This window comes from Bacillus sp. M13(2017) (assembly GCF_002218325.1).
Classification (GTDB): Bacteria; Bacillota; Bacilli; order Bacillales; family Bacillaceae_G; genus Bacillus_A; species Bacillus_A thuringiensis_K.
In genome coordinates, this window is record NZ_KZ268515.1 from 14,474 (window position 1) to 28,140 (window position 13,667).

Consider the following 13,667-nt stretch of genomic DNA (forward strand, 5'->3'; position numbering starts at 1 on the left):
AACTATAACTAACAAAAAGAAAGACACTCTTAGCGAGTGTCTTTTAGCGCTTATTTCATTTGTTGCTTGTTCATCGCGCTCATCATTTGATTGATTTTCTTTTGGGAAGGTTTTTGTCCCATTTGCATCATCATCATTTTTAACATTTGTTCGTTAATTGGTGGATTTTTTTGTAAGTAATTCATCATGTATTTGCGGGCAATGAAAAATCCTAACGCCACGCCTGCTACTAGTGCTACTACGCCCACTAGAATACCTAACCAAATTGGCATATATTTTCCTCCTTCATGTTGTCTACCTTACAGTGTACTAAAACCTTTTCAATAAGACAAGATACAATTCGACATTTTTTACACATATGTTCGTACTTGTTTTAGAGGATTCAGCCATCCGTACTTTGTATTTTCATAATCCATTGCTAAAAATGTTAATTCACACTTTCTTAACACCTCAAAGAATGTCGTTTCCATAGAGACATTTCCAGAGGTATTCATACGAATATAGTGCGGTTTCACCATTATTTCGCCGTACTCCGCTCCCGTATAAAGTGTATGTGTATGATGTGTTCTATCATATTTACCAAGAACGCGCAAAGCTTGTTCTAATTTATGATGAATTTTCATTACTTGCAATGGCATCGTTATATACATCATTTGCTTATATAACACTTTTTTCTCCGAAAGGGACCCAGATTCTGAAAATCGAGCAAATAAATCAAAAAACAAATATTCACGACCAAAATAAGCTTTCGCAATATCCTCTTGAATTAAATACAATTCATACGTTTTCATTTTTCCACTCCCAATCTGGACAACCTTTTCTCTTCATTATATATAAGAAAGTTTGCAATGATTGTCTGACTGCGGAGAGATAAAAAACTTTTTCTGTCGAAAAAACTCATTTACATAGAAAAACCTCTCCATGCCGGAGAGATTTTTCTGAAATCATTAAAGCATTTCTTTTACTTTACGAACAACGTTCTCTACAGTAAATCCATACTCTTCCATAATCTTCTCACCAGGAGCAGAAGCACCGAATGTATCGATACCTAACACATCTCCTTCAAGACCTACGTAACGGTGCCATCCGAATGTAGCACCCATTTCAATTGCGAAACGTTTTGTTACTGCTTTTGGTAATACAGATTCTTTGTACTCTGCAGTTTGAGCTTCGAAGCGATCCATAGATGGCATGCTGACAACAGCTGCGTCAACGCCGTCTACTGCTAATGCTTTTTGAGCTTCAACAGCTAGGCTTACTTCAGATCCAGTTGCAAGTAAGATTACATCAGCCGTTTCTTTCTTGCTTGCCGAAACTACATATGCACCTTTTGCTACTTTTTCATACGTATCTTCTTTTGCACCTTCTAATGTTGGAAGGTCTTGACGAGTTAATACTAAAGCAGTTGGTTTGTTTGTAGATTCTAAAGCTAGTCTCCAAGCTGCAACAGATTCGTTACCATCAGCAGGACGGATAACAGAAACATTTGGCATTGCACGAAGCGCTGCTAATTGCTCGATTGGTTCATGCGTTGGACCATCTTCACCAACAGCGATACTGTCATGTGTGAATACATACGTTACTGGCAATTGCATTAATGCTGCAAGGCGAATTGCTGGGCGTAAGTAATCAGAGAATACGAAGAACGTACCACCGTAAGTTTTTAAACCGCCATGTAGTGCAATACCGTTCATTGCTGCACCCATTGCGAACTCACGTACACCGTACCAAATGTTTTTACCGCTGTAATCATCTCTTGTAAAGTCTTTTTCGTTATTCATGTATGTCTTGTTAGAACCAGCAAGGTCAGCAGATCCACCGAAGAATGATGGTACAGACTCTGCAATTGCATTAATTACAGCACCAGAAGAATTACGAGTTGCTGCTTTTGATCCTAATTCATAAGTTGGTAAGTTTTGCTCCCAACCTTCTGGAAGTTGACCGTTCATTGCTGCTTGGAATTCGTTTGCTAATTCTGGGTATGCTTGAGCATATTCACCTAGCATCGTGTTCCACTCAGCTTGCGCAGTTTCACCAACATCTTGTACTGTTTTACGGAAGTTGTCATATACTTCTTCTGCTACATGGAAGTCTTGCTCAGCAGTCCAAGCATATGCTTCTTTCGTTAATTTTGTTTCTTCTACACCAAGTGGAGAACCATGTGAAGCTGATTTTCCTGATTTGTTTGGAGAACCGAAACCAATTGTCGTTCTTACTTCAATTAGCGTTGGGCGTTTTTCGTCAGCTTTCGCTTCTTCAATTGCTTTCGCGATTGCTTCAATATCGTTTCCATCCTCAACACGGATTACTTGCCATCCGTATGCTTTGTAACGATCTTCTACACTTTCAGAGAATGAACGATTTAAATCGCCATCTAATGAAATATCGTTTGAATCGTAAAGCACAACAAGACGACCTAATTGTAAATGAGCAGCTAATGAAGATGCTTCAGCAGAAACGCCTTCCATTAAATCTCCATCACCACAAATAGCGTATGTATAATGATCTACTACATTATACGCATCACGGTTATATTTAGCAGCTAAATGTCTTTCTGCCATTGCCATACCTACAGCAGTTGCAATACCTTGTCCAAGTGGACCAGTCGTTGCATCTACACCAGCTGTATGACCATACTCAGGATGTCCTGGAGTTTTGCTTCCCCATTGACGGAAGTTCTTTAAGTCATCCATTGTTACATCATAACCAGATAGGTGAAGTAGGCTGTATAATAACATTGAACCATGACCTGCAGATAATACGAAACGATCACGGTTAAACCACGTTGGGTTATTTGGATTGTGTTTCATAAATTGAGTCCATAATGTATAAGCCATTGGTGCTGCACCCATTGGCATTCCTGGGTGACCAGAGTTTGCTTTTTCAATCGCATCGATGGATAATGTGCGAATCGTGTTGATAGAAAGTTGTTCGATTGAATGTGACATGCTATTCTTCCCTTCGCTTATATTAGTAAACGTTTTATACATTTATATGATAGCTTCCCACGCAAGATTATACAACATGTATCGACAAATATGTTGATGTTTTTTTGATTTTTTATAAAAAAATCAATGATTCCGGGAATGTATGGGTATTCAATATGACATACTTTTTCATTATTTTTATTTTAAAAAGAAAGGGAATTATCTGTATATTTATACAAATTTCTTCTATACTTACGTTTTTAAAAACATAAAAAAGCATCTAACTTCGATGCTTTTCAAATAAGTTAAACAATCCTTTTCCGAATCGAACTTGAAATCCAATCAATTATAATTACCATTAAAATGATACCTAATAAAATAATCCCAACACGAGACCAATTGCGTGAACTCAGCGCAAAAATTAGAGGCGTACCAATACCACCTGCTCCAATAACACCTAAAATGGCAGCAGATCGTACATTAATTTCGAACCTGTATAACGTATACGATAGAAAGTCTGGTAACACTTGTGGTAACACTGCATACCAAAGTATTTGAAAACGGTTTGCTCCTGTTGCTAGTAACGCTTCCGTGGGTCCTTTATCTATGTTTTCAATTCCTTCTGAATATAGTTTTCCTAACATTCCAATAGAATGTAATCCTAAGGCTAATACTCCTGCAAAAGAGCCTGGACCAACAGCTTTTATAAATAAAAGAGCCATAACTAATTCAGGAAACGTACGAACAAAACTAAGTACAAATTTTCCAGATCCTGAAGTTAATTTTCCACTACTCATATTCGTTGCCGCCCAAAAGGCAAACGGAACAGATAAAAATGCAGAAATAAATGTACCTAATATCGCAATTGCCAACGTATCAATTAATCCATGCAATAAATCTTCACCATCTGGCAAAGATACATACGACCAGTCTGGATTCAATACCCCTGTCATAATTGCTTTCGTGATTTCACCTGCTGTGTCCTTTATCCCTTCTAATGGTACTCCTGAAAAGGCCCAAACATAAACAAATGTAATTGCTATAAAAATAACCCAGCGATATACACTCAGTTTCTTCGGTTTTGGCACAATCATCGTCGTTTTACTCATTATAATTTCTCCCGCAACAATGTACTTGCATAATCAATTAATAATACAACAACAAGGGTATAGATAATAATAGATGCAGTTTGCTGATATTGTAAAAATCCAAGTGTACGATCATAGTATAATCCAATACCACCTGCCCCTACTAAACCTAAAACAGCCGCTGCACGTACATTCACCTCAAATGTATACAGAACATAGGAGACAAAATGTGCTTTCACTTGCGGAATTACCCCATAAACAATCCATTGCACTTTATTTGCTCCTACTGCTGTCATCGCTTCTAATGGACCTGGATCAATTGATTCAATTGACTCGTACAATAATTTTGCCACAAGCCCAATTGAGAAAAAAGTAAGAGCCAAAATACCCGGAAGTGGTCCTATTCCAAAAATAGCTACGAAAATTGCCGCTAATAATAAATCTGGTATCGTTCGAATAAAATTTAAAATCAATCGAGCTGGACTGTATAAAAATGTACTAGTAAACACATTACTTGCCGCAAACAGTGCAAGTGGAATAGCTAAAATCGCTCCTAAGGTCGTCCCAATAATCGCCATACGTATTGTATCTAACATCGCTGTTGTAATAACTTGAAAATAACTCCAATCAGGTGGCACCATTTCTTTCAATAGATCTACCATATTTGGAAAACCGTCTACCAGTTTTGAAAATGATGCATCTACTTGTACACTACTACTCCACAGCATTAAAATAACTAAAATAAACGTTAACATATGTTTCAATTTACTCGGCGGCTTCGGTATTTCATTTGAATATATCGTCACGTCATTCATTTTACTGCCACCTCTAATAATTCGCTTTTCTGAGCAACGTCCCCATAAATTTCAGCAAATTTTTCATCCGTTGCTTCTTCTACTAAACCGTCAAAAACAATTTCTCCTGCATGTAATCCGATAATGCGTGTCGCATATTGTCTAGCCAAATCAATAGAATGTAAATTTACAATTGTCGTGATTCCAAAATCCTCATTAATTTTTTTCAAATCATCTAGCACTTGCTTTGTCGTAAGTGGATCTAACGATGCAACAGGCTCATCTGCCAATATGATTTTTGCTTCTTGCGCCAATGCTCTAGCTATCGATACACGTTGCTGTTGTCCTCCTGATAATTCATCAGCACGTGCATATGCTTTTTCTAAAATATTCACTCTTTTTAATGCTTGAAATGCGAGCTCCACATCTTCTTTCGGAAACAAACCTAACGTTGTACGTAGTGTGGAATGATATCCAACACGACCAGCTAATACATTTTTTAATACTGTTGATCGCTTTACAAGGTTAAAACTTTGGAAGATCATACCGATATCCCGGCGCATACGTCGTAAATCTGTTCCTTTTGCAGCAGTAATAGACTCACCTTCAATCATGATTTCTCCTTCGGTAATCTCATGAAGACGATTTACGGATCTGAGAAGTGTAGATTTTCCAGCTCCAGATAATCCGACCATTACAACAAACTCACCTTTTTGAATTTTCAAGTTTATATTATTCAATCCTTTTGTACCATTTGGATACACTTTGGAGACATTTCGAAACTCTATCACACATCTTACCTACCTTCTATGTATTCAAAACGGCAAACTAACTGAAAACATCCCCTTTCAGCTAGCTGCCATTTCCATATGTATTATTGCGTTTTTACTTTCTTCCCATATTCACGAACGATATCAAATTTACTATCATCAGATTTAACATATCCTTCATGTGAATATACTTCTTTAATGATTTTGTGACCTTCCTCATTCTTTCCAATTTCAATGAAAGCATCTTGTAATTTCTTGCTCCACTCTGCATCTAAATCAGATCGTACAGAAATTGTATCGTTCGGAATTTTCTCAGTAAATTTCACTATTTTCGTTTGACCAAATATATTCGGATAATCTTTTTTTACAATATTACGAGCATCTTGGAATACAACAGCCGCATCTACGTCACCATTTAAAAGAGCAATAAGCGACTGATCGTGACCTTTTAATGTAACAGGTTTCACATCTTTTAACGGATCAATTCCCTCTTTTAATAGAACAGCTGCAGGCCATACATACCCTGCTGATGATGTTACATCTTGATAACCAATCTTTTTACCTTTTAAATCTTTTACACTATTCATATTAGAGTCTTTTTTAACAACAAACTCAGATTTATAAAAGTCTACTAAATCCTTTGTAGGGGCTCCCGTTTCATCATCTACTCCAAAACGTTGTGCTTGTAAAATTACATTTGCAGCCTTCTTTTCATGTGCTAATACGTACGCTGTTGGCGGTAAAAATCCTACATCTACTTGTTTAGATGCCATCGCTTCTACAATTGTATTGTAGTTCGTTGAAATACTAACTTTTACTGGAATATTCAACTTATCACTTAATAGCTTCTCAAGCGGTTTTGCCTTCGCCTCTAACGTATCCGCATTTTGAGAAGGAACAAATTGAACATTTAAAGTCTTCGGTACATACCCTTTTTTCGTATCTTCATTTTTACTTGCACTTGACTCTTTCGTCCCGCAGCCACTTAATAATCCCGCTGCTAGTACAACTGTTGTGCTCATTGCAAAAACTTTTTTCAACATGTTAATGCCTCCATTTTTCATTGTTATAAAATAACCTTTCATAAACATGAAGAAATATATCACATATTTTTACAAATAATTGATTATTTACAGAATCTTTACACATTCTATACACTCACATTAAAATTCTCTTCACATATTTGATATGATGAATTGGAAGATAACAATAGAAAAGGTGAGTCATATTGGAACAAAATCAAACTGTAACTTTAAACATCTTATTAACAAGCGATATACATGGCACTGTTTATCCTATTCACTACCAAGATAACTCCCCAGCAGAACTTGGTTTAGCTAAAATTTCTACTCTTATAAAAAAAGAACGTTCCCAAAATACAAACGTTCTTTTAATTGATAATGGCGACTTTATTCAAGGCACACCATTTACTTATCATTATGTTACATACGAAAAAAACAAAAAAAACCCAATGTCCTTATTAGCGAATTACTTACAGTATGACGCTGCAATTATCGGCAATCATGAATTTAATTACGGGATGGATATATTAAATAATGCTGTGACTACTGCGAACTTCCCGTACCTATCAGCAAACATTTTAGATAAAAACAGTAAAAAACCTTATTTCGGGAAACCATATGTAATAAAACATATTGAATCAAATATAAAAATTGCTATTTTAGGAGTGACAACGCATTACATTCCCAATTGGGAACAACCCCATCACATTAAAGATTTACTATTTGAAGATGCATTAAAGACTACAAAAGAATGGGTTTCTTACATTCGCAAACATGAGAAACCAGATTTACTAGTCGTAGCGTATCACGGGGGAGTTGAACGAGATTTACAAACCGGGGTACCGACTGAAGTGTTAACAGGAGAAAACCAAGGATATGCAATGTGCCATGAAATTGAAGGTATAGATCTTTTACTAACAGGTCATCAACACCGAGAAATTTCTCATACGATGGCTAACGGTGTAACAATTTTACAGACTGGATGCAATGGACACTCAGTTGGAAAAGTAAAAATAACATTCGAAAAAACAAAACATAAATGGGTGAAAAAAGAGAGTTCTTCTGAATTATTATCTGTACAAGGAGTTGAGGCGGACCAAGATGTACTTTCATTGGTAGCCGATTACGAAGAGAAAACACAAAAGTGGCTTGATCAACCTATTGGAATCATTCAGGGGGACATGCAAATTTCAGATGCTATGCAAACTCGTTTGCATGATCATCCTTTTATCGAATTCATAAATAAAATACAGATGAATATAGCTAATGTATCAATTTCTTGTACAAGTTTGTTCCATAATACATCTCCAGGTTTCCCTGAACATGTAACAATGCGTGATATCGTTTCTAATTATATTTATCCAAACACATTAAAAGTAATTAGAATAACTGGAGCAGATATAAAAGATGCTCTTGAACTCTCTGCTTCTTATTTCACATTAAAAACAGATGGATCAATCACCGTAAGTCCTATCTACATAGAACCAAAGCCACAACATTATAATTATGATATGTGGGAAGGGATTTCATACGTATTAAACATTTCAAAACCAATTGGTGAAAGAGTAGAATCTTTACAGCATAACAGTGCTCCTCTTAATATGAATGAAGAATATGACGTTGTAATGAATAATTATCGTGCAAGTGGCGGGGGAAATTTTTTTATGTTTCAAAACAAACCGGTAGTAAAAGATATACCCATAGATATGTCTGAACTTATCGCTAATTATATATTGGAACATAAAACGATAGAAGCAACTGTTAATAACAACTGGAAAGTTATTAAATAACGATTTTTACAAATAAAAAAGATGGGCTTCGCCCATCTTTTAATTTAATTTTGCATTATCTTGCTTTTTTAAAGCTTTTAATTTCGTCGGTGTAACATCTGTACCTTCTTCGTTAACAACTTTAATACCTTTAAGTTCGTTTAACATATTTTGACGAAATCCTTTTAAATATTGTTCACGTAGCGATTGACGCTCACGTTGCTCTTCTTCAGTTAAACCTTCAGCTTTTGCTTTTTTCGCTAAGAAGTTAATGCGTTCAACGAGTTCGTGATTAATCATCTCGAATCCCCCTTCTAATCAAAACTGATTATTATCATACAATAGTTACTCTTCTTTATCAAGCAATTGCTTCGTATACTCTACATATCTACGATGTACAGTCGCCTTTGAAACATTATGACCAAATCCACGTAATGTTGCTGCGATTTCTTCAAACGTGAGTTCACTTTTTCGCAAACGTACAATTTCCTCAATTGGCACTTCTTTTTTCTCTCTTCCTACACTTAAATGACGATTTTTTAAATTATTTTCTGGACGATAACCTTTTTCTACTGCACGTTGCATGCCTCGTTTAATTTTCAAGTTATGAATCTTTCTTTGATATTCTTCAACAATACCAATAATATCTAATACCATCGAATCAGAATCCGATAATTGTAATTCACCATTATGTGTATGCGTATATACTTTTATGCCTTCTTTATGTAAGCAATGCATTAATGCGATCTTCGCATTTCCTCTACCAAGGCGCGTTTCATCTTGTATAAGTAACACATCAATTTGTTCGTCTCGAATTGTATCCAACACCTCTAATATACCGTCACGTTCAATTGTATATCCACTAGCCTGCTCTTCAATCACCTTAGTAACATTCATTTGATAGCGCTCAGCTAAATGCAATAATTCATCTTTTTGACGTAACAATGATGTTTCTTGCGCTTCTTTCGTTGTACTCACACGTGCATAAATAATTGCATTCATTTTGAACCCCTCTTTCTCCCTATTATTTCCCTATAGTGTAACATAAATCCGCCATTTGTTCGAACTTATGTTTGTAGAATGTTTTTTCACATGTTATACTTATTAATAAGAAAAATGAAAGAAAACGAGGTGTTAGAAAACATGGAAAAGTTAACGAAACGCCAGCAAGACATTCTCGACTTTATTAAGCTAAAAGTACAAGAAAAAGGATATCCACCTTCCGTACGTGAAATTGGTCAAGCAGTCGGCCTCGCTTCTAGTTCTACAGTGCACGGACATTTATCACGATTAGAAGAAAAAGGATACATTCGACGCGATCCAACAAAACCACGTGCCATTGAAATTTTAGGCGAAGACCGAATGGATACGGAAACACAATCTGTTATTCAAGTTCCAATTGTCGGAAAAGTTACTGCTGGTTTACCAATTACGGCGGTCGAAAGCGTAGAGGAACATTTCCCACTTCCAGCTAGTATTGTTGCTGGAGCAGACCAAGTGTTCATGTTACGTATTTCTGGAGATAGTATGATTGAAGCTGGTATTTTCGATGGAGATTTAGTTGTTGTTCGCCAACAACAGTCTGCATATAATGGTGAAATTGTAGTCGCTTTAACAGAAGATAACGAAGCAACTGTTAAACGTTTCTATAAAGAAAAAGACCATTTCCGTCTACAACCAGAAAATTCTTCGTTAGAACCTATCATTTTAAAACAAGTGTCAGTTATCGGGAAAGTAATTGGCGTATATCGTGATTTACATTAAAAATAATAAAAAGAAGATAATTACCTTATTTACATACGGTAATTATCTTCTTTTTGTATTTTGATAGATTTCCATGCATTCTATTTCTTATTAACGAGTTTCAATCGTCACATCTCCAGCAGCCGTTTTACCGCTAATCTTTTTACTACCATTTCCAATTGTTACATTTTTATTTTCTTCATTAAAAATTGTTACATCTCCCGCAGCACTTTGCCCAGTAATTACCGCATCTTGTGGTTTTTCCGATAAAGTAATATCTATATCTCCCGCAGTTGAACTTGCTTCTAGATTATACTTAGAATCATGATCTTGAATATTTATTTCCCCACTTGTTGTTTTTGCGGTCACTTTCCCTAATACCTTCTTAAAGTTCACCTCACCAGCTTTTGTCGATCCCTCCACATTCTTAGCCGTTACTTGTTTCAACTCTACTTCTCCAGCAAGTGTTCTAACACTTACGCTATCACTTTTCACATCACTCATTTCGATTTGTCCAGCAGATGAATTTACTTTTACATCTTGGTAAGAGCGTTCGGGCACAAGGAGAGTCAATTTAGACGTTTGAAACCTAAAATCGTAAAAAGAAAAATCAAATGAAGCACCTTTTTCTCTTTCCCCAATAACTTTTAATGTGTCACCATCTTCTGCGATACGAATCTCTTGTTTACGTACATCTCCCGATTGCTTTACATAAAAAGAAGAGTCAGGAGATTTTTGGACAATAATATCCCCGGCATCTAACTTAACTTCTATATTTTTTAATGTTTCGTTTTTAATTACATTTTCTTTATCGCCTTTTTCAGCAGTCTGTACTGCTTTTTCATATGTTTGGGAAATTCCTATTACTCCAATAATGATACAAGCGATAGCGATTAAAAATAGTTTTTTCATCATTTACTCTCCTTTTATCATTTTGAAGTTCCATATTACATATCGTACACACAATCTCTTAAACCACGTTGTACTATAAAAAGCGATAATACATAACAATAAACCTACTCCAACAAACGTTATACTAACGAAAAGATCCAACCATATAAAAGTACCCATAAATACTTTTCCAATAACGAAAAATGGTGTTACTACACTAGCAATACCACCGATCCAAAAAGAAAATATAAAAGCAATAATTGCGACTAACGGGCCTAACACAATAATAAAATTAAACAAACTAAGTCCAATCGCTGCCATAACAGCTCTTGTCACATTTGAAGTCGATGGATTTTTTTTCATTTCATCAAAGCGATACATCGCAAGTAATTCTTTCGCGATTACTTTCGGAGAACCAAGGCCCTGTATTATTTCCGATTCAGTTTTCCCTTCTTCTAGTCCAAACTGAAAGTGCTCTTCATAATCCAATAAAATATCTTGCCTCTCTTCCTCTGGTAACTTTCTAAGATAACTTGATAATTCTTTAAGAAACCCTTCTTTACTCATCCCATTCCACCCCTTCAATAATTTCTTGTACCCCTTTCGCAAAATCACGCCATTCTGTTACTAACAAATGAAATTGCGTCTCCCCTTGCTCTGTTAATTGATAATATTTACGAGGTGGCCCTTCCGTAGATTCCTTTAAATACGTTTGAAAATACCCTTCTTTCGTCAAACGACGTAATAAAGGGTATACTGACCCTTCCGATATTAAAAATTTATTAGAAATTTGCTGAACAAGTTCATAACCGTAACTATCTTTACGTTTTACAAGTGCTAATACACAAAGTTCAAGCACACCTTTTTTAAACTGAACGTTCAAGCGCCATCCTCCTTCCCTATCTTAGTACTGTTCAATACACGGTACCTACTTTATCCATAATATACCACTTAGTATTATTTATTGCAAGGTACTAAGCTATATTTATTCCCTAAATTTAGAAAATGAACTAACGAAATTCTGAATAAGACTGCGTTATAACTGAGCAGCATTCAAGGTTTCATTTCATTTACATTAATATTAAACTTCATTCACTCTTTCCTCTTGAAGAATCCACCACACCTTATTCACTATAGCTAATGAGAAAAAGCCCTAATACTTATCGGTATTAGGGCTTTTTCTCATTATTATATATTAATCGAATTCCTATTTGAGAACCTGCATACGTGACAAATACTTTAATACCATATTTTATTTCTCATCATCGTTCCCCAAGATTTTTCGCTTAACATCTGATAAATCCTTCGACAACGAACTAAATGCTTTTGCTTGTTCTTCAATGACCTGTTGATTTTTTTCAATAACTTTTTGATATTGTTCTTCGCGCTGTTCATTCTTTTTTTGCGTAGTAAACAGCATCCATACAAATAAAGCTGCGAATGCTCCTTGTTGAATCATTGAATTGAAGATTTGTTCTTCCATCGTTCTCATCTCCTTTTCAAAAATTAAAGAGAATCATACGAGTGATCCTACTCTCATATCCTTATCTCACATTAAAATGTTCTTCTTTTACCCATGTGTTTTGCCCAATATCGATATAACCATCTTTTCTTGCAAAAATTCCATATGGATAAGATCCATCTACGTTTCCTTTATACTTTCCATTCGGACCATCATATGTGTTAATACCATAACCTGCTGGATATTTTGAGTAAGCATGGAACCACTCTACTTCAAAATGTTCTTCTTTCGCCCACGCTTCCCAACCTAGGCACAACATTTTTTCATTCCCACCATACCAAGCAGCATCTATAATTAAATATGGCATTTTTGTATTAATGACATTACCTGTGAACCAAGCATCTTTTCCAGGGCCACTATATAAATTGATGCCCCATCCTTCTGGGTATTTAGACGTTGCAATTCCTAGTCCTTTTGGTTGTAGTGGTTTATTATTATCTTTGTTAAATGCTTTGTTTATCTTCTCAATGAATTGATCCAATCTTCCTTCATCGAGCATTCGGTGTGGGCAATGCTTTCCACTCCACGATTTATGTGTACGTACGTTACTAATCGGTATATTGAATTGTTTCATTAACTGAGCGATAACAATTGCTGCATTATCCTCCGCCTTGTAATATCTATCCCCACCGCTTAGAGAATAGCAAATTTCCACTCCGATAGATTTACGATTACCATTTCCGTTACCATCACCTGCATGCCAAGCATTACGATCAAACGGAATACCTTGTACTGCTTCTTTGTCATCTACTGCAACATGAAACGACACTGAATTATTATTTCCAATCATATACGATATCTCATTTTCTGCTGATGCATCATTGTACGTATTATGTACTGTAATGAATTCTGGTGTCATTGTATTGGGACACTTTATACTATATTTACTTTGATCCACTAATTTTCTTCTAATTTCCATTACTGAACATCTCCTTTTTCTTTTATTTTTTATCATGTAAAATTCCATTGAATTATTAAGTCCATCTAGAAATTAAATGCTCATACATGCCGCATTTTATATAATGGGTTATAATCCTCATATTCAAAAAGGAAAAAGAGCAACCTTTTACATCAGTTGCTCTTTCAAAACTTCCACTCTATATTCCGCCCAGCATTTTACAGATATTACTCTCATCTCAAG

16 protein-coding genes are annotated in these 13,667 nt (G+C 35.6%); 2 read left to right on the forward strand and 14 right to left on the reverse strand.

Translation table 11 applies throughout. The annotated features are described in order from the left end of the window. Positions 1-50: 50 nt before the first annotated feature. From CGQ22_RS25820 to CGQ22_RS25850, 7 genes are all read right to left on the reverse strand, one after another. Entirely contained in the window at positions 51-272 is a 222-nt protein-coding gene (locus CGQ22_RS25820) for a YneF family protein (RefSeq protein ID WP_001123317.1), read from the reverse strand. A 78-nt stretch (positions 273-350) separates the two neighbouring features. Next, positions 351-791, reverse strand: coding sequence for a sporulation inhibitor of replication protein SirA (gene sirA / locus CGQ22_RS25825; protein ID WP_000860645.1), 441 nt, complete (start codon positions 789-791; stop codon positions 351-353). 156 nt (positions 792-947) lie between these two features. Beyond that, positions 948-2,948, reverse strand: coding sequence for a transketolase (tkt, locus tag CGQ22_RS25830; protein WP_000019769.1), 2,001 nt, complete (start codon positions 2,946-2,948; stop codon positions 948-950). 284 nt (positions 2,949-3,232) lie between these two features. Next, positions 3,233-4,036 (reverse strand): phosphonate ABC transporter, permease protein PhnE, encoded by an 804-nt coding sequence (phnE, locus tag CGQ22_RS25835; RefSeq protein WP_089149540.1) that lies wholly within the window; start codon positions 4,034-4,036, stop codon positions 3,233-3,235. Next, positions 4,036-4,830 carry a phosphonate ABC transporter, permease protein PhnE gene (gene phnE, locus CGQ22_RS25840; RefSeq protein ID WP_001000776.1) on the reverse strand — a complete coding sequence of 265 codons (795 nt, stop codon included), beginning with the start codon at positions 4,828-4,830 and terminating at the stop codon, positions 4,036-4,038. Before phnE (CGQ22_RS25840) ends, phnE (CGQ22_RS25835) begins: the two co-directional genes overlap by 1 nt. Beyond that, a complete protein-coding gene (phnC, locus tag CGQ22_RS25845) occupies positions 4,827-5,600 on the reverse strand; it encodes a phosphonate ABC transporter ATP-binding protein (protein WP_089149541.1) in 774 nt (257 codons plus the stop codon). Before phnC ends, phnE (CGQ22_RS25840) begins: the two co-directional genes overlap by 4 nt. A gap of 83 nt (positions 5,601-5,683) precedes the next feature. Beyond that, on the reverse strand, positions 5,684-6,622 hold the full coding sequence (locus tag CGQ22_RS25850) for a phosphate/phosphite/phosphonate ABC transporter substrate-binding protein (protein ID WP_000915056.1): 939 nt from the start codon (positions 6,620-6,622) through the stop codon (positions 5,684-5,686). A gap of 185 nt (positions 6,623-6,807) precedes the next feature. Between CGQ22_RS25850 and CGQ22_RS25855 the strand changes: the two genes are divergently transcribed. After that, positions 6,808-8,391, forward strand: a complete 1,584-nt coding sequence (locus tag CGQ22_RS25855; RefSeq protein WP_089149542.1) for a bifunctional metallophosphatase/5'-nucleotidase — start codon at positions 6,808-6,810, stop codon at positions 8,389-8,391. Between the two features lie 39 nt (positions 8,392-8,430). On the opposite strand, the gene CGQ22_RS25860 is transcribed toward CGQ22_RS25855, so the two are convergent. Together CGQ22_RS25860 and CGQ22_RS25865 are read right to left on the reverse strand one after the other, a co-directional pair. Then, positions 8,431-8,670 (reverse strand): DUF896 domain-containing protein, encoded by a 240-nt coding sequence (locus CGQ22_RS25860; RefSeq protein ID WP_000607015.1) that lies wholly within the window; start codon positions 8,668-8,670, stop codon positions 8,431-8,433. A gap of 45 nt (positions 8,671-8,715) precedes the next feature. Beyond that, positions 8,716-9,372 carry a YneB family resolvase-like protein gene (locus CGQ22_RS25865; RefSeq protein ID WP_000991471.1) on the reverse strand — a complete coding sequence of 219 codons (657 nt, stop codon included), beginning with the start codon at positions 9,370-9,372 and terminating at the stop codon, positions 8,716-8,718. A 141-nt stretch (positions 9,373-9,513) separates the two neighbouring features. On the opposite strand from CGQ22_RS25865, the gene lexA reads away from it, so the two are divergent. After that, positions 9,514-10,134 carry a transcriptional repressor LexA gene (gene lexA, locus CGQ22_RS25870; protein WP_000413738.1) on the forward strand — a complete coding sequence of 207 codons (621 nt, stop codon included), beginning with the start codon at positions 9,514-9,516 and terminating at the stop codon, positions 10,132-10,134. A 90-nt stretch (positions 10,135-10,224) separates the two neighbouring features. On the opposite strand, the gene CGQ22_RS25875 is transcribed toward lexA, so the two are convergent. The 5 genes from CGQ22_RS25875 to CGQ22_RS25895 all read right to left on the reverse strand — a co-directional run bounded on the left by CGQ22_RS25875 (position 10,225) and on the right by CGQ22_RS25895 (position 13,445). Next, complete coding sequence (locus CGQ22_RS25875) at positions 10,225-11,028, reverse strand: DUF4097 family beta strand repeat-containing protein (protein ID WP_000976239.1); 804 nt, start codon at positions 11,026-11,028, stop codon at positions 10,225-10,227. After that, on the reverse strand, positions 11,029-11,571 hold the full coding sequence (locus tag CGQ22_RS25880) for a DUF1700 domain-containing protein (RefSeq protein ID WP_089149543.1): 543 nt from the start codon (positions 11,569-11,571) through the stop codon (positions 11,029-11,031). It lies immediately after the preceding gene. Continuing rightward, complete coding sequence (locus CGQ22_RS25885; RefSeq protein ID WP_001102628.1) at positions 11,564-11,887, reverse strand: PadR family transcriptional regulator; 324 nt, start codon at positions 11,885-11,887, stop codon at positions 11,564-11,566. The genes CGQ22_RS25880 and CGQ22_RS25885 overlap by 8 nt, the downstream gene beginning before the upstream one ends. Positions 11,888-12,256: 369 nt before the next feature. After that, positions 12,257-12,487: a BhlA/UviB family holin-like peptide gene (locus CGQ22_RS25890; RefSeq protein WP_000392444.1), complete on the reverse strand. Its 231-nt coding sequence runs from the start codon at positions 12,485-12,487 to the stop codon at positions 12,257-12,259. Between the two features lie 61 nt (positions 12,488-12,548). After that, a complete protein-coding gene (locus CGQ22_RS25895) occupies positions 12,549-13,445 on the reverse strand; it encodes a peptidoglycan recognition protein family protein (RefSeq protein WP_046946488.1) in 897 nt (298 codons plus the stop codon). Between the last annotated feature and the right edge of the window lie 222 nt (positions 13,446-13,667).